Here is an 18,447-nt window from a genome sequence, read left to right as displayed (position 1 = left end):
GCGAGGATATTTCAGGAAGGAAACCCCTTACGCCCTGAAGCGTAAGGGGTAAAAGCATTACAGAGCTGCGATAACAGCCTGCTGCTCAATCAGCTTGGTCTTGGCATCAGCGAAGGCAACCAGACGCTCACGCTCTTTGGCAATGACCGCCTCCGGCGCGCGGGCAACAAAGCCTTCGTTCGCCAGTTTGCTTTCGATTTTGCCAATTTCCACATCGACCTTCGCCACTTCTTTCGCCAGACGAGCCAGCTCAGCGTCTTTGTCGATAAGGCCAGCCATCGGGATCAGCAGTTCTGCGCCGTCGATGATTTTGGTCACGGATACCGGACCTTTGTCATCAGCAGGCAGCACGGTGATGCTTTCCAGACGCGCCATGGTTTGCAGGAAGGTGTTGTTCTCGGTGACACGACGAACGGCAGCTTCGCTGCAACCGCGCAGCAGCAGCTCAAGCGGTTTACCTGGCGCGATGTTCATTTCTGCACGGATGTTACGCACAGCAACGATCGCCTGTTTCAGCCATTCGGTATCGGCCGCTGCGGCTTCATCAACACGGGCTGCATCGAATTCCGGGAATGGCTGGAGCATGATGGTGTCTGCGTTGATGCCAGCAATAACCTTCACACGCTGCCAGATGGTTTCGGTGATGAATGGAATGACCGGATGCGCAAGACGCAGCAGACCTTCCAGTACGGTAATCAGCGTATTACGCGTACCGCGCAGTTCCGCCTCAGTACCGCCGTTCATGACCGGTTTCGCCAGCTCCAGATACCAGTCACAGAACTGGTTCCAGGTGAATTCGTACAGGATGCCCGCAGCGATATCGAAGCGGTAGCTGTCCAGCGCGTCGCGGAACGCTTTCACCGTCTGGTTGAACTCGGCCAGGATCCAGCGATCGGCCAGAGACAGGGTCATCTCGCCGCCGTTGAAGCCGCAATCCTGATCTTCGGTGTTCATCAGCACGAAGCGGCTGGCGTTCCACAGTTTGTTACAGAAGTTACGGTAACCTTCCAGACGCTTCATGTCCCAGTTGATGTCACGGCCAGTTGAAGCCAGTGCCGCCAGGGTGAAACGCAGGGCGTCGGTACCGTGAGGTTCAATCCCGTTCGGGAATTGCTTCTCGGTGCGCTTGCGGATTTTCTCAGCCAACTGCGGCTGCATCATGTTGCCGGTACGTTTTTCCAGCAGGTCTTCCAGAGAGATACCGTCAACCATATCCAGCGGGTCAATCACGTTACCCTTGGATTTAGACATCTTCTGGCCTTCGTCGTCACGAATCAGACCGGTCATGTAAACGGTATGGAACGGAACCTGCGGCTTACCGTCTTCGTCTTTGATGAAGTGCATGGTCATCATGATCATGCGGGCAATCCAGAAGAAGATGATGTCGAAGCCGGAAACCATCACGCTGGTTGGGTGGAACTGACGCAGCGCATCGGTGTTTTCTGGCCAGCCGAGCGTGGAGAAGGTCCACAGCGCGGAGGAGAACCAGGTATCCAGCACGTCTTCGTCCTGACGCAGGGCAACATCCGCGCTCAGGTTGTTTTCCTGACGCACTTCGTCTTCCGTGCGGCCAACGTAGACATTGCCTTCGTTGTCGTACCATGCCGGGATGCGGTGACCCCACCACAGCTGACGGGAGATACACCAGTCCTGAATATCACGCATCCAGGAGAAGTACATGTTTTCGTACTGCTTCGGCACGAACTGGATGTCACCATTTTCAACCGCTTCAACAGCCGGTTTCGCCAGCACGTCGGCACGCACGTACCACTGGTCGGTCAGCATCGGCTCGATAACCACGCCACCACGGTCGCCGTACGGCACGGTCAGATCGTGAGGTTTGATTTCTTCCAGCAGTCCCAGTGCGTCAACAGCAGCAACGATGGCTTTACGTGCAGCAAAACGTTCCAGCTTCTGGAATTCTGCCGGGATGTCACTTGAGTAAACGTCAGTTTCTTCGCCTTTGGTATCGTACACTTCTGCGCTTTCACGGATATCACCGTCGAAGGTCAGAATGTTGATCATTGGCAGGGCGTGACGACGACCCACTTCGTAGTCGTTAAAGTCGTGCGCCGGGGTGATTTTCACGCAGCCGGTGCCTTTTTCCATGTCGGCGTGTTCGTCGCCCAAAATCGGAATACGGCGGTTAACCAGTGGCAGCACCACGAATTTGCCGATCAGATCTTTATAGCGTGGATCTTCCGGGTTGACGGCCACACCGGTATCACCCAGCAGGGTTTCAGGACGGGTCGTTGCAACAACCAGGTAATCTTTACCGTCTGCGGTTTTCGCGCCGTCAGCCAGCGGATAGCGGATATGCCACATGGAGCCTTTAGACTCGCGGTTTTCCACTTCCAGGTCAGAGATAGCGGTGCGCAGTTTAGGGTCCCAGTTTACCAGGCGTTTGCCACGGTAAATCAGGTCTTCTTTGTACAGACGGACAAACACTTCTTTAACAGCGTTGGAAAGACCTTCGTCCATGGTGAAGCGCTCGCGCTCCCAATCCACGGAGTTACCGAGACGGCGCATCTGACGGGTGATCGTGCCGCCGGATTCTGCTTTCCACTGCCAGATTTTGTCGATGAAGGCATCGCGACCGTAGTCATGACGAGTTTTACCTTCTTCCGCAGCAATTTTACGTTCAACGACCATCTGGGTCGCGATACCCGCGTGGTCAGTCCCCGCCTGCCACAGGGTGTTTTTACCCTGCATACGCTGGTAGCGGATCATGGTGTCCATGATGGTCTGCTGGAAAGCATGACCCATATGCAAACTGCCGGTGACGTTCGGCGGTGGGATCATGATGCAGAAGGACTCTTTGCTTTCATCGCCGTTAGGCTTGAAATAGCCCTGCTGTTCCCAGTGCTCGTAAAGCGGCTGTTCGATATCGCGTGGGTTATATGTCTTTTCCATTATTTCCAGGTTGCCGTATTCAGGTTAAAACCAGCCAGGCGGTACGCCTTGTAACGATCGCGTGCCAGTTGTTTTAAAGATTCTTCGTAAGGGACAAAGTCTACCACTTCTGTGAAAGCGGTGGCAAAATCTGCAAAATCGATGCGCAAGCTAATCAGCACATCACGCGCGCTACTGTTGCGCTTCTGCGGCCAGGCAATTTCGACCGGTGCGCCGCCGCGCGGCCCTTCGCCAGACAAATTATGCGGAACAAAACTCTCCGGCGGGCGCGCCCATAGCGCTTCATCCAGGCGAATCGCCTGTTGCTCATCTTCACAGGCAATCAGAACGCGTTTGCCTGCGCGCCAACGTTCTGCGGCAATTTCACACACCAGTTGTTCAACGGCGCTTAAGCCATCCTGATGGGTGTCGTTGTCCAGAAGGTAGAACGTTGCATTCTTCATATATGGGGCTTCTTGTGCTCACTTTAAATGCAAAGCCGGGTGGCGTTTTCGCCTTACCCGGCCTACGGTTTACTGCCGTTTTGACTTACTCTTCGCCATTAAACCCTGCGCGGTTCAACAGGAATTGCGACAGCAGAGCGACCGGACGACCGGTTGCGCCTTTGGCTTTACCGGAGCGCCATGCGGTGCCCGCGATGTCGAGGTGTGCCCAGTTGTACTTGCGGGTAAAGCGCGACAGGAAGCAGCCCGCGGTGATAGCACCCCCCGGACGGCCGCCGATGTTCGCCATGTCCGCAAAGTTGGACTCCAGCTGTTCCTGGTACTCGTCGCCCAGCGGCAGACGCCACGCGCGGTCACCGGCTTGTTCGGACGCGCCGATAAGCTCGTGTGCCAGCGGGTTGTGGTTCGACATCAGGCCGGTAATGTGGTGACCCAGTGCAATCACGCAGGCACCGGTCAGTGTCGCGACGTCGATAACCGCTTCTGGCTCGAAGCGCTCAACGTAGGTCAGCACATCGCACAGCACCAGACGGCCTTCTGCGTCAGTGTTCAGCACTTCAACGGTCTGGCCGGACATGGTGGTCAGCACGTCACCCGGACGGTACGCGCGACCGCCAGGCATGTTTTCACAGCCAGCCAGCACGCCGATGACGTTAATTGGCAACTGAAGCTCTGCAACCATGCGCATCACGCCGTAAACAGCCGCCGCACCGCACATGTCGTACTTCATCTCATCCATGCCTTCGGCAGGTTTGATGGAGATACCACCGGAATCGAAGGTCAGGCCTTTACCGACCAGCACAACCGGACGCGCCTCTTCAGACGGGTTGCCCTTGTACTCAATGACCGACATCAGCGATTCGTTCTGAGAACCGTTGCCGACGGCCAGGTAAGAGTGCATCCCCAGCTCTTTCATCTGCTGTTCGCCAATCACGCGGGTGATGACGTTTTTGCTGTACGAGTCAGCCAACTGGCGTGCCTGGGAAGCCAGGTATGCCGCGTTACAGATGTTCGGTGGCATGTTGCCAAGATCTTTAGCGGCTTTAATCCCTGCGGCAATCGCCAGACCGTGCTGGATGGCGCGCTCGCCGCTGGTCAGTTCGCGACGGGTAGGGACGTTAAAGACCATTTTACGCAGCGGGCGACGTGGCTCACTCTTGTTGGTCTTTAGCTGATCAAAGCTGTACAGGCTCTCTTTTGCCGTCTCAACGGCCTGGCGCACTTTCCAGTAGGTGTTACGCCCTTTGACATGCAGTTCGGTCAGGAAGCATACCGCTTCCATTGAGCCGGTATCATTCAGCGTGTTAATGGTTTTCTGAATAACCTGCTTGTACTGGCGTTCATCCAGCTCGCGCTCTTTACCACAACCAATCAGCAAAATGCGCTCGGACAGCACGTTCGGAACATGGTGCAGTAACAGCGTCTGCCCAGGTTTGCCTTCCAGTTCGCCACGGCGCAGCAGGGCGCTGATATAGCCGTCACTGATTTTATCGAGTTGTTCGGCGATCGGGGAGAGTCGGCGTGGTTCAAAGACGCCCACAACGATGCAGGCACTCCGCTGTTTCTCCGGGCTACCGCTTTTTACACTGAACTCCATGCACTACGCTCCTGAATCTTAAAGACAACGGCGGCTGCTACGGATAGAATTGAAACCTTTCGTAACTCATGTCCGCTGTTGTGGTGACTTCGTGTTAATCTTACGTTATTACGGTTTCGACACGTCAGAAAATATCCTGAAGCGTGAATCCGCCGGGTTTTTTAATCTTAGCGATGATTTCGACGACTCAAGAGAATAAATGACGTTTAAGCCATGAAACAAGCGATTTTCCAGCAAAAAGACGGGTTTTTACGGGCGTATTTAAAGTGATAATCATAAGATATCTGGTGCGGGAAACGCTCAAAAGCCAACTGGCGATCCTGTTCATCCTGCTGCTGATCTTCTTCTGTCAGAAGCTGGTGAAGATCCTCGGTGCGGCCGTTGACGGCGAAATTCCAACGAATCTGGTGCTTTCCCTGCTTGGGCTGGGGATCCCGGAGATGGCGCAGCTCATTCTGCCGCTTAGCCTTTTCCTCGGTTTGCTCATGACGCTGGGTAGACTCTATACCGAAAGTGAAATCACGGTGATGCACGCCTGTGGCTTGAGTAAAGCCGTGCTGGTGAAGGCCGCCCTGGTACTGGCGCTGTTTACCGGGATTGTTGCCGCAGTGAATGTCATGTGGGCGGGCCCGATGTCCTCTCGTCATCAGGATGAAGTGCTGGCCGAAGCCAAAGCCAACCCAGGTATGGCGGCGTTAGCGCAAGGGCAGTTCCAGCAGGCCACCGACGGTAACTCTGTGTTGTTCATCGAAAGCGTTGATGGCAGCAAATTCAATGACGTATTCCTCGCGCAACTGCGCACGAAAGGCAATGCTCGCCCGTCAGTGGTTGTGGCCGATTCAGGCCAGCTGGCTCAGCGTAAAGATGGTTCTCAGATAGTTACGCTGAATAAAGGCACCCGTTTTGAAGGTACCGCGATGCTTCGCGATTTCCGTATTACGGATTTCCAGAACTATCAGGCCATTATTGGTCACCAGGCGGTTGCGCTTGATCCAGGCGATACCGAACAGATGGATATGCGCACGCTCTGGAATACCGATACCGACAGGGCACGCGCAGAATTCCACTGGCGTATTACTCTCGTATTCACCGTGTTTATGATGGCGCTGATTGTCGTTCCGCTGAGCGTGGTTAACCCGCGTCAGGGCCGCGTGCTTTCTATGCTGCCGGCGATGCTGCTGTATCTGGTCTACTTCCTGTTGCAAACCTCGATTCGTTCGAATGGTGCGAAGGGTAAACTTGATCCAATGGTCTGGACGTGGGTGGTCAACAGTTTGTATATCCTGCTGGCGCTGGGATTAAACCTGTGGGATACGGTGCCGGTGCGCCGCATTCGTGCCCGATTCTCGCGTAAAGGAGCGTTGTAATGCAGGCGTTTGGCGTTCTCGACCGCTACATCGGTAAAACGATTTTCTCCACCATCATGATGACCTTGTTCATGCTGGTGTCGCTCTCCGGCATTATTAAATTTGTCGACCAGCTGAAAAAAGCCGGGCAGGGTACTTACGACGCGTTGGGCGCGGGGATGTATACCCTTCTTAGCGTGCCAAAAGATGTCCAGATCTTCTTCCCAATGGCCGCTCTGTTAGGCGCACTACTTGGCCTGGGGATGCTGGCGCAGCGCAGTGAGCTGGTAGTGATGCAAGCTTCCGGGTTTACCCGTTTGCAGGTTGCTCTCTCGGTGATGAAAACGGCTATCCCGCTGGTGCTGCTGACCATGGCGATCGGCGAGTGGGTGGCGCCGCAGGGTGAGCAGATGGCGCGCAACTATCGTGCGCAGGCCATGTACGGTGGCTCATTGCTCTCGACCCAGCAAGGGCTGTGGGCAAAAGATGGCAATAACTTTGTCTACATTGAACGCGTGAAAGGCGATGATGAACTGGGCGGTGTGAGTATTTACGCTTTCAACGACCAGCGTCGTTTGCAGTCTGTGCGTCACGCATCCTCCGCGAAGTTTGATCCCGAGCATAAGCAATGGCGCTTATCACAGGTTGATGAATCAGACCTCAAAGACCCGAAACAGATCACCGGCTCTCAGACGGTTTCTGATACGTGGAAGACCAACCTTACCCCGGACAAACTGGGTGTGGTGGCGTTGGATCCTGATGCGCTGTCCATTAGCGGTCTGCATAATTACGTGAAATACCTGAAATTGAGCGGCCAGGACGCCGGGCGTTATCAGCTCAATATGTGGAGCAAGATTTTCCAGCCGATGTCCGTTGCGGTTATGATGCTGATGGCGCTGTCGTTTATCTTCGGGCCGTTACGTAGCGTGCCGATGGGGGTTCGCGTCGTAACCGGTATCAGCTGCGGGTTCGTGTTCTACGTTCTCGACCAGATCTTTGGCCCGCTGACGCTGGTTTATGGCATCCCGCCAATTATCGGTGCGCTGTTGCCAAGCGCCAGTTTCCTGCTGATCAGCCTCTGGCTGCTTCTGAAACGTTCCTGATAAATGCTTCATCTCGCTCCCGGCTTGTCGGGAGCGAGGCTAATCTCCTGTTTCACCCCGCACTTTTTCTCACAACCTCCACCGCCCCGCCCTGAATTTGAGTATTATTGAGCGATAAAGTCGTGAAGGGATCCTCTATGAAGCAAATTCGAATGCTGGCCCAGTACTATGTCGATCTGATGATGAAGCTCGGCCTGGTGCGTTTCTCCATGCTGCTGGCTCTGGCGCTGGTTGTTCTGGCGATTGTTGTGCAGATGGCTGTAACCATGGTCTTGCATGGTCAGGTCGAAAGTATCGACGTAATCCGCTCTATCTTCTTCGGATTGCTGATTACGCCCTGGGCGGTCTATTTCCTCTCCGTGGTAGTGGAGCAGCTTGAGGAGTCCCGACAGCGTTTATCAAAACTGGTGGAGAAGCTGGAAGAGATGCGCGAGCGCGATCTCAAACTTAACGTCCAGCTCAAGGACAATATTGCCCAGCTCAACCAGGAGATTTCAGATCGCGAAAAAGCCGAAGCCGAACGTCAGGCCACGCTTGAGCAGCTGAAAATCGAAATGAAAGAGCGTGAGGTGACGCAAATTCAGCTTGAACAACAATCCTCTTTCCTGCGCTCTTTCCTTGATGCTTCACCGGATCTGGTTTTCTACCGTAACGAAGACAAAGAGTTTTCCGGCTGTAACCGGGCGATGGAGTTGCTCACCGGGAAAAGCGAGAAACAGCTCGTTAACCTCAAGCCGCAGGATGTCTATTCTGAAGAGGCGGCGGCGAAGGTGATGGAAACGGATGAAAAGGTCTTCCGCCATAATGTGTCTCTCACCTATGAGCAGTGGCTGGATTACCCGGACGGGCGGAAAGCCTGCTTCGAAATCCGTAAGGTGCCTTACTACGACCGCGTGGGGAAACGCCACGGCCTGATGGGCTTTGGCCGTGATATCACCGAACGTAAGCGTTATCAGGATGCCCTGGAGCGCGCCAGCCGCGACAAAACCACCTTTATCTCTACCATCAGCCATGAACTGCGTACACCATTGAACGGGATTGTCGGCCTGAGCCGCATCCTGCTGGATACGGAGCTAACGGGCGAGCAGGAAAAATACCTGAAAACGATCCATGTCTCTGCGGTGACGCTGGGTAATATCTTTAACGATATTATTGACATGGATAAGATGGAGCGCCGTAAAGTTCAGCTCGATAACCAGCCGGTGGATTTCACCAGCTTCCTCGCCGACCTGGAAAACCTGTCCGGGTTACAGGCTCAGCAAAAGGGGTTGAGCTTTGTGATGGAGCCAGCGTTGCCGCTGCCGCATAAAGTGACCACGGACGGAACGCGTCTGCGCCAGATCCTGTGGAACCTGATCAGCAACGCGGTGAAATTTACCCAGAGGGGCCGGGTGGCTGTGCGTATCCGCTATGACGAAGGGGACATGCTGCATTTCGAAGTCGAAGATTCTGGTATCGGCATTCTGCAGGAAGAGCAGGATAAAATTTTCGCGATGTATTACCAGGTGAAAGACAGTCACGGCGGTAAACCTGCGACGGGCACCGGGATTGGCCTGGCCGTCTCTAAACGCCTGGCTAAAAGCATGGGTGGGGATATTACCGTCGCCAGCCAGCCGGGCAAAGGTTCTGTCTTTACGCTGACGGTTCATGCCCCGGCGGTCGCTGAAGAGGTAGAAGACACCTTTGATAACGACGAAATGCCGCTGCCTGCACTGCATGTCCTGCTGGTGGAAGACATTGAGCTGAACGTGATTGTGGCGCGCTCGGTACTGGAAAAATTGGGCAACAGCGTGGATGTGGCCATGACCGGCCAGGCCGCGCTGGATATGTTCACGCCAGGCGAGTATGACCTCGTGCTGCTGGATATTCAGCTACCAGACATGACCGGGCTGGATATCTCTCGTGAACTAACGCGTAAGTACGCCGCCGATGAGCTGCCGCCGCTGGTGGCATTGACGGCGAACGTACTGAAGGACAAAAAAGAGTATCTCGATGCCGGTATGGACGATGTGCTCAGCAAGCCGCTGGCGGTTCCTGCATTAACCGCCATGATTAAGAAGTTCTGGGATACCTGTGATGAAGAGGAGAGCACCATGACGTCTGTTGATAGCGCGAAGACACAAGCGATTCTGGATACTGCCATGCTTGAGCAATACATCGATTTGGTTGGTCCGAAACTGATTACCGATGGTCTGGCCGTGTTTGAAAAAATGATGCCGGGCTACCTGAGTGTGCTGGAATCGAACCTGACGGCGCGCGATCAAAAAGGGATCGTTGAAGAGGGCCACAAAATTAAAGGTGCCGCCGGTTCGGTTGGCTTACGCCACCTGCAACAGCTTGGACAACAGATTCAATCCCCGGATTTACCTGCATGGGAAGATAACGTGGGTGAATGGGTTGAAGAGATGAAACAAGAGTGGCTGAACGATGTGGCGGTACTGAAAGCCTGGGTGGACGCCAGAAAAAAATGACCCCGGATTAACCGGGGTGCGCGAATACTGCGCCAACACCAGGGAAATCGTGGCTGCGCCTGATTTTTTGTGTTGTTTTCGCATGGACGCCGCCTGAAAATTTAGGCCGCACGCAGTTAAGATAGCAAATCTTAAATAGTTTGTTACATGAATCAGTGAAATGTGTGAAGCATAGCGTTTTAATCAGAATTATTAATATGCTTCAGCGATTTGCAAAGAAGGAACGTCATGATGAAAAAGATTGGTGTCGTACTGAGTGGATGCGGAGTTTACGATGGTTCTGAGATACACGAATCGGTAATAACACTGCTGGCATTAGCCAGACGTGGCGCCGACGTTATCTGCTTCGCCCCGGATAAAAACCAGGTGGACGTGGTAAATCATCTGACTGGCGAAGCCATGCCGGAAACCCGCAACGTGCTGATTGAGGCGGCCCGAATTGCGCGGGGCGACATTCATCCCCTGGCGCAGGCTAATGCCGCTGAACTTGACGCGCTTATTGTCCCGGGGGGCTTTGGCGCGGCCAAAAATTTAAGCACCTTTGCAGCCCAGGGCAGCGAATGCCAGGTCGACAGGGATCTTAGCGTGCTGGCACAGGCGATGCATTCCGCCGGTAAGCCGCTGGGCTTTATCTGTATTGCTCCTGCCATGCTGCCAAAAATTTTCGATTTCCCGCTTCGCCTGACCATCGGGACAGATATCGATACCGCAGAAATGATTGAAGATATGGGGGGCGAACATGTGCCTTGCCCGGTCGATGATATCGTGGTTGACGAGGACAATAAGATTGTCACAACACCTGCCTATATGCTGGCGCAAAACATCGCAGAGGCGGCAGCTGGTATCGAGAAGCTGGTAGACAGAGTGTTGGTTCTGACTGAATGATCCGAAAATTCACGGCTGGCGCGTGGGTCAAACGGATCCTGTTGCGTATTGTCATTGTCCTGGCGGTATTCTGGGGCGGCGGTATTGCTTTGTTTAGCATCATGCCTGTCCCCTTTTCTGCCGTGATGGTTGAGCGCCAGCTTGGCGCCTGGTTATCCGGTGATTTCGGCTACGTTGCGCACTCTGACTGGGTGAGCATGGATGAGATCTCTCCGTTTATGGGGCTTGCAGTGATTGCCGCAGAAGATCAGAAATTCCCGGATCACTGGGGGTTCGACGTAGCGGCTATCCAGAAAGCGCTGGCGCATAACGAGAGGCATGAAGATCGTGTGCGGGGTGCATCCACGCTTTCTCAGCAGACGGCAAAAAACCTGTTTTTATGGGATGGGCGTAGCTGGCTGCGAAAAGGTCTTGAGGCGGGTCTGACACTTGGTATGGAAACGGTCTGGAGCAAAAAGCGTATTCTGACCGTCTATCTGAATATCGCTGAATTTGGTGATGGGGTGTTTGGTGTCGAGGCCGCCGCGCAACGTTATTTCCATAAACCTGCCAGCCGTCTGACGATATCAGAAGCCGCGTTGTTAGCGGCCGTGTTGCCCAATCCCGTCCGCTTTAAGGCCAGTGCCCCATCGGGGTATGTTCGTGGTCGTCAGGCGTGGATTATGCGGCAAATGCGCCAGTTAGGCGGGGAAGGATTTATGACGGGAAATAAGCTGTATTAGTGACCCTCTCCGTGAAGGAGAGGGTGGATGCATCAGTCTAGTCTTCATCAAACCCGGCATTAAACAGTGCTATCACTGCCGCCAGAGCTTCTTCTTCCTGTGGGCCTGTTGCCTCAACTTCAATTTGTCTGCCCTTGGCAGAATCCAGCATCAGTAGCGCGATAACGCTATTGGCTTCAGCCTCTGTACCTTCATCGTTACGCAGCAGAACCTCCGCATCAAAACCCTGCATCAGTTCAAACAGTTTCATCGCCGGGCGGGCGTGCATACCCAGCTTATTAGTGATTTCAACAGTTTGTTTTACGGTCATGTTTTACGTTTTTCCAGCGTACGATGACGGGACTGAACGTTCTTCCCGCGTGAACGGAAGTAGTCGGCCAGTTGTTCAGCAATGTAAACCGAACGATGTTTACCACCGGTACAGCCAATCGCCACCGTCAGATAGCTACGATTGTTTGTTTCCAGCATAGGTAACCATAGCTCAAGGTAGCTGCGCGTCTGGTAGATAAAATTGTGAACTTCTGTGTGCCTGTCGAGGAACGCGGCCACGGGTTTATCAAGACCGGTCATTGGACGCAGTTTTGGATCCCAGTGGGGGTTAGGCAGGAAGCGCACGTCGAAAACATAATCCGCATCGATAGGAATGCCGTGCTTAAAGCCGAAGGATTCGAACACCATTGTCAGTTCGCGCTCGCGTTTACCCAGCAAACGGGTTCGGAGCATTTCAGCCAGCTCGTGAACGGACATTTCAGATGTATCGACAATGAGGTCTGCACGAGAGCGCAATGGCTCCAGCAGGTCGCTCTCTTCGTCGATGGCGCTTTCCAGAGAGAGATTCTTACTGGAGAGCGGATGCAAACGGCGGGTATCGCTGTAACGACGGATCAGCGTGTTACGGTCAGCATCAAGGAACAGCAACTGAGGCGAAAACGAGTCAGGCAGGTTGCTCATCGCCTGTTCAAAGACTTCCGGTGATTCTGGCATGTTACGGACGTCGATACTGACGGCAGCAGACGTTTGTCGGTCCGCGAGCGTCCGGGCCAGGTCGGGCAGCAGCACAACCGGCAGGTTATCGACACAGTAAAAACCCATATCTTCAAGCGCGCGGAGGGCGACGGATTTCCCCGACCCTGAACGACCGCTGACGATCATCAGCACCATGTTCCGTTTCTCCTCAGGACAACAGATGTAAAGGACATCTCCCGGTTATGCATCATCCTGATTGCCTTCTGCTTCAGTGATAATTTGATATAACTCTTCATCACTTTGGGCTGAGCGCAGTCTACGGCAAATAGTTTTATCAGCCAGACGTTTAGCGACCAGCGAAAGCGTATGCAGATGGGTTTTGGTCTGGTCAGCAGGAACCAGCAGCGCGAAGAGGAGATCGACTGGCTGATTATCGATGGCGTCGAAGGCGATAGGCGTTTCGAGCTGCACAAATACACCGACGGCACGCAGGGTGTCTTCTTCCAGCTTACCATGCGGGATAGCAATGCCGTTGCCAATGCCAGTACTGCCCATTTTTTCGCGGGTCAGAATAGCTTCGAACACCACCTGTGACGGCAGGCCCAGCTGTTTTGCGGCCAGTTCACTGATGATTTCCAGCGCACGTTTTTTGCTCTGGCAGTGAACGCCACTACGGGTACATTCCTGGTTAAGGACATTGCTCAGTTGAAGAGCGGAATCGTTGTTCATCATAATTTCACCTAAGCGCTAACTGTACAAATGGCCTGTTGTGTTTCACAACAGGCCTTCCTGCACCCGTTAACTGCCCGGACAATTAGTGTTGTTTCAGTTTATCTTTATGTTTATTGAGCTGTCGCGCGAGCTTGTCAATCAAGCCGTCGATAGCAGCATACATGTCTTGCCCTTCCGCACTGGCATGGAGTTCACCCCCGTTCACGTGCAGGGTTGCATCCGAGATATGAGTCACTTTCTCCACTTTCAACACAATATAGACCTGGTTGATCCTTTCGAAATACTGTTCAAGTTTCGCGAACTTAGTGTTCACAAAATCACGTAAAGCATCAGTAATTTCGACGTTGTGTCCTGTGATGTTGAGCTGCATAGTGTCTTCCTTATCGGTTGTGTCAGACCAGTTGTTTACGCTGGTTAGACGGCGGAATGGATAAAGACTCTCGATACTTTGCAACAGTACGGCGTGCCACCATGATACCCTGATCGGACAGCATGGTGGTTAACTTACTGTCACTCAGTGGCTTCGCGGGATTCTCCGCGGCGATCAACTTCTTCACCAGTGCACGAATTGCCGTCGACGAGGCTTCGCCGCCGCCTTCGGTATTCACATGGCTGGAGAAGAAATACTTAAGCTCAAAAATACCGCGTGGACTGTGCAGATATTTCTGCGTTGTCACGCGGGAAATAGTTGATTCATGCATTTCGACGGCCTGGGCAATATCTGCCAGCACCATCGGTTTCATATACTCTTCGCCCTGCTCAAAGAACGCCTGCTGCTGCTCGACAATACAGCGGCTTACACGGAGCAGCGTATCATTTCTGCTCTCCAGACTTTTGATCAGCCATCGCGCTTCCTGAAGATTGCTACGAATATATTGATTGTCGGAGTCGTTGCGTGCGCTGGTGCACATGGAGGCGTACTGCTGGTTGATTTGCAGGCGAGGAATGCTGTCTGAATTCAATTCTACAACCCAGCGGTCGTTATGTTTTCTGACCAGCACATCCGGGATAACGTATTCGGGTTCGCTGGTCTGGATGGATTGGCCGGGGCGAGGATCGAGCGACTGGATCAGATTGACGGCTTCTTTCAACACCTCTTCTTTCAGGCGGGTGACGCGCATCAGTGTACGGAAGTCATGGTTTGCCAGCAGATCCAGATGATCGCTGATAATTAACCGGGCTTCTTCAATCCAGGGGGTCTCTTTGGCAAACTGAGAAAGCTGGATCAGCAAGCAGTCGCGCAGATCTTTCGCGGCCACGCCAACCGGGTCGAAGCGCTGAATACGCTTCAGAACCGCTTCAATTTCCTCGAGTTCGATCTCATCATCGCCGATGCTTTCAAGAATATCGTCCAGAGAAACGGTCAAATATCCGGTGTCATCAACGGCATCGACAATGGATGTCGCAATCGCACGATCGGTGTCAGAGAAGGGCGTTAACTCCACCTGCCACATAAGGTAATCCTGAAGCGACTGGGTAGTTTCGCCCTGATAGACCGGTAGCTCATCATCCTGGTAGTCCGCACGCGTCCCGGACGGGGTTCCTGCGGTGTAAATTTCATCCCAACTGGCATCCAAAGGCAGCTCGTCCGGCATCTCTTTTTGTTCGAGAGCATCAACGGTATCGAGCGTTTCGGTGTCCTGCGTTTGCTGAGTATCTACCTCGTCATGAAGATCGGTTTGCTCCAGCAACGGGTTGCTGTCCAGTGCTTGCTGGAGTTCCTGCTGAAGTTCTAACGTGGACAGTTGCAACAGGCGAATCGCTTGTTGTAGCTGTGGCGTCATCGCCAGTTGTTGGCTGAGCCTTAATTGCAAACCTTGCTTCATGTTCAGAGCATTTTTCTCCGGTGCGGCGTTACGTTACCTCTACCCTATCAGAGTCTGAAGTCTTCCCCAAGGTACACGCGCTTAACATGCTCATCTTCGAGGATCTGCGTCGGCGTACCATGGGCAATCAGATGGCCCTGGCTCACAATATAAGCGCGTTCACAAACGGCCAGCGTTTCACGGACGTTGTGGTCAGTGATCAGTACGCCAAGCCCGCTGTCACGCAGATGTTCAATAATACGTTTGATATCGATGACGGAAATAGGGTCAACGCCCGCGAAGGGTTCATCCAGCAGGATGAATTTCGGGTTTGCAGCCAGTGCGCGCGCAATCTCGACACGACGACGTTCACCGCCTGACAGTGCCTGGCCTAAGCTATCGCGCAGGTGTTCAATATGAAACTCTTCCATCAGTTCGTTAGCGCGATCCTGACGCTGCTCGCTCGACAGATCGTCGCGGATCTGCAAGACGGCCATCAGGTTATCGAAGACGCTTAAACGGCGGAAAATGGACGCTTCCTGAGGAAGATAGCCGATACCACGGCGCGCACGGGCGTGCAGCGGCAGAAGGCTGATATCTTCATCATCAATGACAATGTTGCCTGCATCACGCGGCACAATGCCCACCACCATGTAGAAGGTAGTGGTTTTACCCGCACCGTTAGGACCTAAAAGGCCAACAATTTCGCCGGAGTTGACGGACAGACTGACATCTTCCACGACGCGGCGGCCCTTATAGGCCTTAGCGAGATTTTTTGCAGTTAATGTTGCCATAACGAATTAGTTACTCTTCTTCTGTGCCGGGGCCTGGCTTTTGCCTTTATCTTGCAGCTGTGAAGGAACAAGCACGGTGGTAACGCGTTTGCCTTTCTCGCTGGAAGCCTGCATTTTTTGCTCTTTCACCAGATAGGTGATCTGGTCGCCGGTGATATTGCTGTCCAGCTGTTCCAGATAGGCGTTACCGGTCAGAATGACAAGATCCTTCGCCAGTTCATAGTGCATATGTGTGGCGTGGCCCTTCACCGGTTTACCGTTGTCCTGCATCTGGTAGAAGGTTGCCGGGTTGCCATAACCATCAATAATTTCTTTGCCTTGCTCGCCGCCCGGACGGGTAACGACCACTTTGTCGGCATTAATTTTGATGGTGCCCTGAGTCATGACGACGTTGCCGGTAAAGGTGACGACATTACCCTGCATATCGAGAGACTGAGTGTCAGATTCAATATGAATCGGCTGTTCGGTATCACCAGTCACAGCAAGTGCGGGAAGACTGGCTGCCAGCAGCGCGCTGGCGATAACAAAATTAAGGCTGAGTTTGTTTGTTTTGAATTTCATAAGAGGATCTAACCTTTTCAATCAGCTCGGCGTTTTTGCTGCGTAAGTTCCCGCGCATTCTCAGACCGCTGGAATTAAATGTTGTGCCATACAGTGTAACCAGATCTTGCGAAGTCACATCCTGGGTCACCAGGTTAATCTGGGCATTATCTGTTGTAATTTTACGCAGTTGAGAGTCAGCGGTCAGGGCGTTGACCTCAACATGACCATACAGATAAAGCATACGGTCATTTGTTAATTTTGCTCTGTCAGACTTAATCGACCACGTTGGCACTTTATCGGCATCAAATGTGGTCATTACCGGTTGGGTAAACCACGAGATACCATCATCTGAAAAATACTCAACATGCGTTGCAATCAGGCGATAGTTCAGCGCACCTTCTGGACTGTAAACCACCGTGTCACTGTGATCGCTTTTGTATGTTGGATCGCTATTGTTGAACACTTCCGGTTGTGTATCGTCACGGTCAGCGAGGTTTACGCCAATCAGTACCAGTGCGACAAGCGTTAGCAGAATGATAACCCAACGTCTGGTTTTACTCATATTGATTGCCCTTTGGCCTCTTCAAGCTTGCCCTGCGCCAGCAGAAGCAGATCGCAGACTTCACGTACGGCACCGCGACCGCCGTTGATATGGGTGACATAGTCAGCACGCGGTATCAACAGCGGATGGGCATCGGCTACCGCGATGCTCAGCCCCACTTCGGCCATCACCGGCCAGTCGATCAGATCGTCGCCAACATAGGCAACATGCTCAGGCGCGATGGACAGTTTCGCAAGCAAATCGTTGAATGCCAACATCTTGTCGGATTGTCCCTGATACAGATGGGTAATGCCCAACGTTTCGCAGCGGTCTTCTACAAGTTTAGCTTTTCGCCCGGTGATGATAGCAACTTCGATCCCGGATGTGAGCGCGCAGCGAATGCCATAACCGTCGCGAACATTGAATGCTTTTAGCTCTTCGCCATTATTGCCCATATAAATCAGGCCATCGGAGAGTACGCCATCAACATCCAGGATCAGCAGACGGATGTTTTCCGCCTTCGCCATCATGTCTGTACTTACTGGACCATAACAGGTTGCAAGGGATGCACCCGCATTACTCATTGTCTTATCCTTCATTACACTACGCCTGCGCGTAGAAGATCATGCATATGTACCACACCCAGCAGTTGGTCGCCATCGGCAACCATCACCGAGGTTATGTGGCGGGACTGCATCAGGTTCAGCACATCCACCGCCAGGGTGCCAGGACGAACGCGGATCCCGCCTGGTGTCATGACATCGGCGATACCTAACGTGCGGACATCCACGCCCATATCGAACACGCGGCGTAAGTCACCGTCAGTGAAAATCCCCTGAATCTTCATGAGATCGTCGCAAACAACCGTCATGCCGAGATTTTTGCGGGTAATTTCCAGTAACGCATCACGCAGTGAAGCGGCTTTACTTACATGCGGGATCTCATCGCCCGTGTGCATAATGTCGTTTACCCGGAGCAGCAACTTGCGCCCCAGCGCGCCGCCTGGATGAGAGAGCGCGAAATCTTCTGGCGTAAAACCACGAGCTTCGAGTAATGCCACCGCAAGCGCATCTCCCATGACCAGTGCGGCAGTGGTGCTGGACGTCGGGGCAAGACCCAATGGGCACGCTTCTTTTGGCACTTTGACGCACAGGTGAATATCTGCAGCGCGGGCCATGCTGCTTTCCGGGCGGCTGGTCATGCAAATCAGCGGCACGTGCAGCCTTTTCAACACTGGAATAAGCGCCAGGATCTCGTTCGATTCACCGGAATTCGACAGTGCAATGACCACATCCTGCGGCGTGACCATGCCCAGGTCGCCGTGTGCTGCTTCCCCTGGGTGAACAAAGAATGAAGAAGTTCCGGTACTGGCAAAAGTTGCGGCCATTTTGCGCCCAATATGACCAGACTTGCCCATTCCCATGACCACGACTTTGCCGGCACAGTAGAACATCTTCTCACATGCCAGACTAAAATCCTGATTAATGTACTGATCTAACTGCGCCAGACCTTCACGTTCAATCTCCAGAACGTCTTTGCCTGCTTTCTGAAAGTCAAAATCCGGCTGCAATTCTATTTGCGACATA

Annotated in this window: 18 protein-coding genes; 5 read left to right on the top strand and 13 right to left on the bottom strand. The window is 53.3% G+C overall.

Annotated features, from left to right (window positions below):
• Positions 1 to 57: 57 nt before the first annotated feature.
• From HV107_RS07185 to pepA, 3 genes are all read right to left on the bottom strand, one after another.
• Positions 58 to 2,913 carry a valine--tRNA ligase gene (locus tag HV107_RS07185; RefSeq protein WP_182062688.1) on the bottom strand — a complete coding sequence of 952 codons (2,856 nt, stop codon included), beginning with the start codon at positions 2,911 to 2,913 and terminating at the stop codon, positions 58 to 60.
• A complete protein-coding gene (gene holC, locus HV107_RS07180; RefSeq protein ID WP_182062687.1) occupies positions 2,913 to 3,356 on the bottom strand; it encodes a DNA polymerase III subunit chi in 444 nt (147 codons plus the stop codon). Before holC ends, HV107_RS07185 begins: the two co-directional genes overlap by 1 nt.
• 85 nt (positions 3,357 to 3,441) lie before the next feature.
• The gene (gene pepA / locus HV107_RS07175) at positions 3,442 to 4,953 is read right to left on the bottom strand and encodes a leucyl aminopeptidase (protein ID WP_182062686.1); all 1,512 of its coding nucleotides are present in this window, start codon (positions 4,951 to 4,953) and stop codon (positions 3,442 to 3,444) included.
• 266 nt (positions 4,954 to 5,219) lie between these two features.
• Here pepA and lptF point away from each other — a divergent pair, with 266 nt between their 5' ends.
• From lptF to mtgA, 5 genes are all read left to right on the top strand, one after another.
• Complete coding sequence (gene lptF, locus HV107_RS07170; protein ID WP_182062685.1) at positions 5,220 to 6,320, top strand: LPS export ABC transporter permease LptF; 1,101 nt, start codon at positions 5,220 to 5,222, stop codon at positions 6,318 to 6,320.
• Positions 6,320 to 7,402, top strand: coding sequence for an LPS export ABC transporter permease LptG (gene lptG, locus HV107_RS07165; RefSeq protein WP_182062684.1), 1,083 nt, complete (start codon positions 6,320 to 6,322; stop codon positions 7,400 to 7,402). The genes lptF and lptG overlap by 1 nt, the downstream gene beginning before the upstream one ends.
• Before the next feature lie 137 nt (positions 7,403 to 7,539).
• Positions 7,540 to 9,873 (top strand): aerobic respiration two-component sensor histidine kinase ArcB, encoded by a 2,334-nt coding sequence (gene arcB, locus HV107_RS07160; protein WP_182062683.1) that lies wholly within the window; start codon positions 7,540 to 7,542, stop codon positions 9,871 to 9,873.
• Between the two features lie 231 nt (positions 9,874 to 10,104).
• The gene (gene elbB, locus HV107_RS07155) at positions 10,105 to 10,758 is read left to right on the top strand and encodes an isoprenoid biosynthesis glyoxalase ElbB (protein WP_182063476.1); all 654 of its coding nucleotides are present in this window, start codon (positions 10,105 to 10,107) and stop codon (positions 10,756 to 10,758) included.
• A complete protein-coding gene (mtgA, locus tag HV107_RS07150) occupies positions 10,755 to 11,480 on the top strand; it encodes a monofunctional biosynthetic peptidoglycan transglycosylase (RefSeq protein ID WP_182062682.1) in 726 nt (241 codons plus the stop codon). Before elbB ends, mtgA begins: the two co-directional genes overlap by 4 nt.
• 37 nt (positions 11,481 to 11,517) lie before the next feature.
• Here mtgA and npr read toward each other — a convergent pair whose 3' ends face one another.
• The 10 genes from npr to kdsD form a co-directional block, all read right to left on the bottom strand.
• The gene (gene npr / locus HV107_RS07145) at positions 11,518 to 11,790 is read right to left on the bottom strand and encodes a PTS phosphocarrier protein NPr (RefSeq protein WP_003861872.1); all 273 of its coding nucleotides are present in this window, start codon (positions 11,788 to 11,790) and stop codon (positions 11,518 to 11,520) included.
• Positions 11,787 to 12,641 carry an RNase adapter RapZ gene (gene rapZ, locus HV107_RS07140; RefSeq protein WP_182062681.1) on the bottom strand — a complete coding sequence of 285 codons (855 nt, stop codon included), beginning with the start codon at positions 12,639 to 12,641 and terminating at the stop codon, positions 11,787 to 11,789. Before rapZ ends, npr begins: the two co-directional genes overlap by 4 nt.
• Before the next feature lie 45 nt (positions 12,642 to 12,686).
• Positions 12,687 to 13,178 (bottom strand): PTS IIA-like nitrogen regulatory protein PtsN, encoded by a 492-nt coding sequence (ptsN, locus tag HV107_RS07135; protein WP_014071955.1) that lies wholly within the window; start codon positions 13,176 to 13,178, stop codon positions 12,687 to 12,689.
• Between the two features lie 82 nt (positions 13,179 to 13,260).
• Positions 13,261 to 13,548, bottom strand: a complete 288-nt coding sequence (hpf, locus tag HV107_RS07130; protein ID WP_182062680.1) for a ribosome hibernation promoting factor — start codon at positions 13,546 to 13,548, stop codon at positions 13,261 to 13,263.
• 22 nt (positions 13,549 to 13,570) lie between these two features.
• Positions 13,571 to 15,004 (bottom strand): RNA polymerase factor sigma-54, encoded by a 1,434-nt coding sequence (gene rpoN, locus HV107_RS07125; RefSeq protein WP_182062678.1) that lies wholly within the window; start codon positions 15,002 to 15,004, stop codon positions 13,571 to 13,573.
• Positions 15,005 to 15,051: 47 nt separating this feature from the next.
• A complete protein-coding gene (gene lptB / locus HV107_RS07120; RefSeq protein ID WP_182062676.1) occupies positions 15,052 to 15,777 on the bottom strand; it encodes an LPS export ABC transporter ATP-binding protein in 726 nt (241 codons plus the stop codon).
• 6 nt (positions 15,778 to 15,783) lie between these two features.
• Positions 15,784 to 16,338 (bottom strand): lipopolysaccharide ABC transporter substrate-binding protein LptA, encoded by a 555-nt coding sequence (gene lptA / locus HV107_RS07115; RefSeq protein ID WP_182062674.1) that lies wholly within the window; start codon positions 16,336 to 16,338, stop codon positions 15,784 to 15,786.
• On the bottom strand, positions 16,307 to 16,882 hold the full coding sequence (gene lptC, locus HV107_RS07110) for an LPS export ABC transporter periplasmic protein LptC (protein WP_182062672.1): 576 nt from the start codon (positions 16,880 to 16,882) through the stop codon (positions 16,307 to 16,309). Before lptC ends, lptA begins: the two co-directional genes overlap by 32 nt.
• Positions 16,879 to 17,445, bottom strand: coding sequence for a 3-deoxy-manno-octulosonate-8-phosphatase KdsC (gene kdsC, locus HV107_RS07105; RefSeq protein WP_182063475.1), 567 nt, complete (start codon positions 17,443 to 17,445; stop codon positions 16,879 to 16,881). Before kdsC ends, lptC begins: the two co-directional genes overlap by 4 nt.
• Before the next feature lie 14 nt (positions 17,446 to 17,459).
• The gene (gene kdsD, locus HV107_RS07100; protein WP_182062670.1) at positions 17,460 to 18,446 is read right to left on the bottom strand and encodes an arabinose-5-phosphate isomerase KdsD; all 987 of its coding nucleotides are present in this window, start codon (positions 18,444 to 18,446) and stop codon (positions 17,460 to 17,462) included.
• Between the last annotated feature and the right edge of the window lies 1 nt (position 18,447).

The sequence above is a fragment of the Enterobacter sp. RHBSTW-00175 genome (assembly GCF_013927005.1).
GTDB lineage: Bacteria > Pseudomonadota > Gammaproteobacteria > Enterobacterales > Enterobacteriaceae > Enterobacter.
Note: the sequence above shows the minus strand (reverse complement) of the source record. Positions and strands in the feature narration are given on the sequence as shown.

Bases quoted from the DNA above. Each gene is read 5' to 3' on its own strand.
- HV107_RS07185 (WP_182062688.1), bottom strand. From the start codon at position 2,913: ATGGAAAAGACATATAACCCACGCGATATCGAACAGCCGCTTTACGAG.
- holC (WP_182062687.1), bottom strand. From the start codon at position 3,356: ATGAAGAATGCAACGTTCTACCTTCTGGACAACGACACCCATCAGGAT.
- pepA (WP_182062686.1), bottom strand. From the start codon at position 4,953: ATGGAGTTCAGTGTAAAAAGCGGTAGCCCGGAGAAACAGCGGAGTGCC.
- lptG (WP_182062684.1), top strand. From the start codon at position 6,320: ATGCAGGCGTTTGGCGTTCTCGACCGCTACATCGGTAAAACGATTTTC.
- arcB (WP_182062683.1), top strand. From the start codon at position 7,540: ATGAAGCAAATTCGAATGCTGGCCCAGTACTATGTCGATCTGATGATG.
- elbB (WP_182063476.1), top strand. From the start codon at position 10,105: ATGAAAAAGATTGGTGTCGTACTGAGTGGATGCGGAGTTTACGATGGT.
- mtgA (WP_182062682.1), top strand. From the start codon at position 10,755: ATGATCCGAAAATTCACGGCTGGCGCGTGGGTCAAACGGATCCTGTTG.
- npr (WP_003861872.1), bottom strand. From the start codon at position 11,790: ATGACCGTAAAACAAACTGTTGAAATCACTAATAAGCTGGGTATGCAC.
- rapZ (WP_182062681.1), bottom strand. From the start codon at position 12,641: ATGGTGCTGATGATCGTCAGCGGTCGTTCAGGGTCGGGGAAATCCGTC.
- ptsN (WP_014071955.1), bottom strand. From the start codon at position 13,178: ATGATGAACAACGATTCCGCTCTTCAACTGAGCAATGTCCTTAACCAG.
- hpf (WP_182062680.1), bottom strand. From the start codon at position 13,548: ATGCAGCTCAACATCACAGGACACAACGTCGAAATTACTGATGCTTTA.
- rpoN (WP_182062678.1), bottom strand. From the start codon at position 15,004: ATGAAGCAAGGTTTGCAATTAAGGCTCAGCCAACAACTGGCGATGACG.
- lptB (WP_182062676.1), bottom strand. From the start codon at position 15,777: ATGGCAACATTAACTGCAAAAAATCTCGCTAAGGCCTATAAGGGCCGC.
- lptA (WP_182062674.1), bottom strand. From the start codon at position 16,338: ATGAAATTCAAAACAAACAAACTCAGCCTTAATTTTGTTATCGCCAGC.
- lptC (WP_182062672.1), bottom strand. From the start codon at position 16,882: ATGAGTAAAACCAGACGTTGGGTTATCATTCTGCTAACGCTTGTCGCA.
- kdsC (WP_182063475.1), bottom strand. From the start codon at position 17,445: ATGAGTAATGCGGGTGCATCCCTTGCAACCTGTTATGGTCCAGTAAGT.
- kdsD (WP_182062670.1), bottom strand. From the start codon at position 18,446: ATGTCGCAAATAGAATTGCAGCCGGATTTTGACTTTCAGAAAGCAGGC.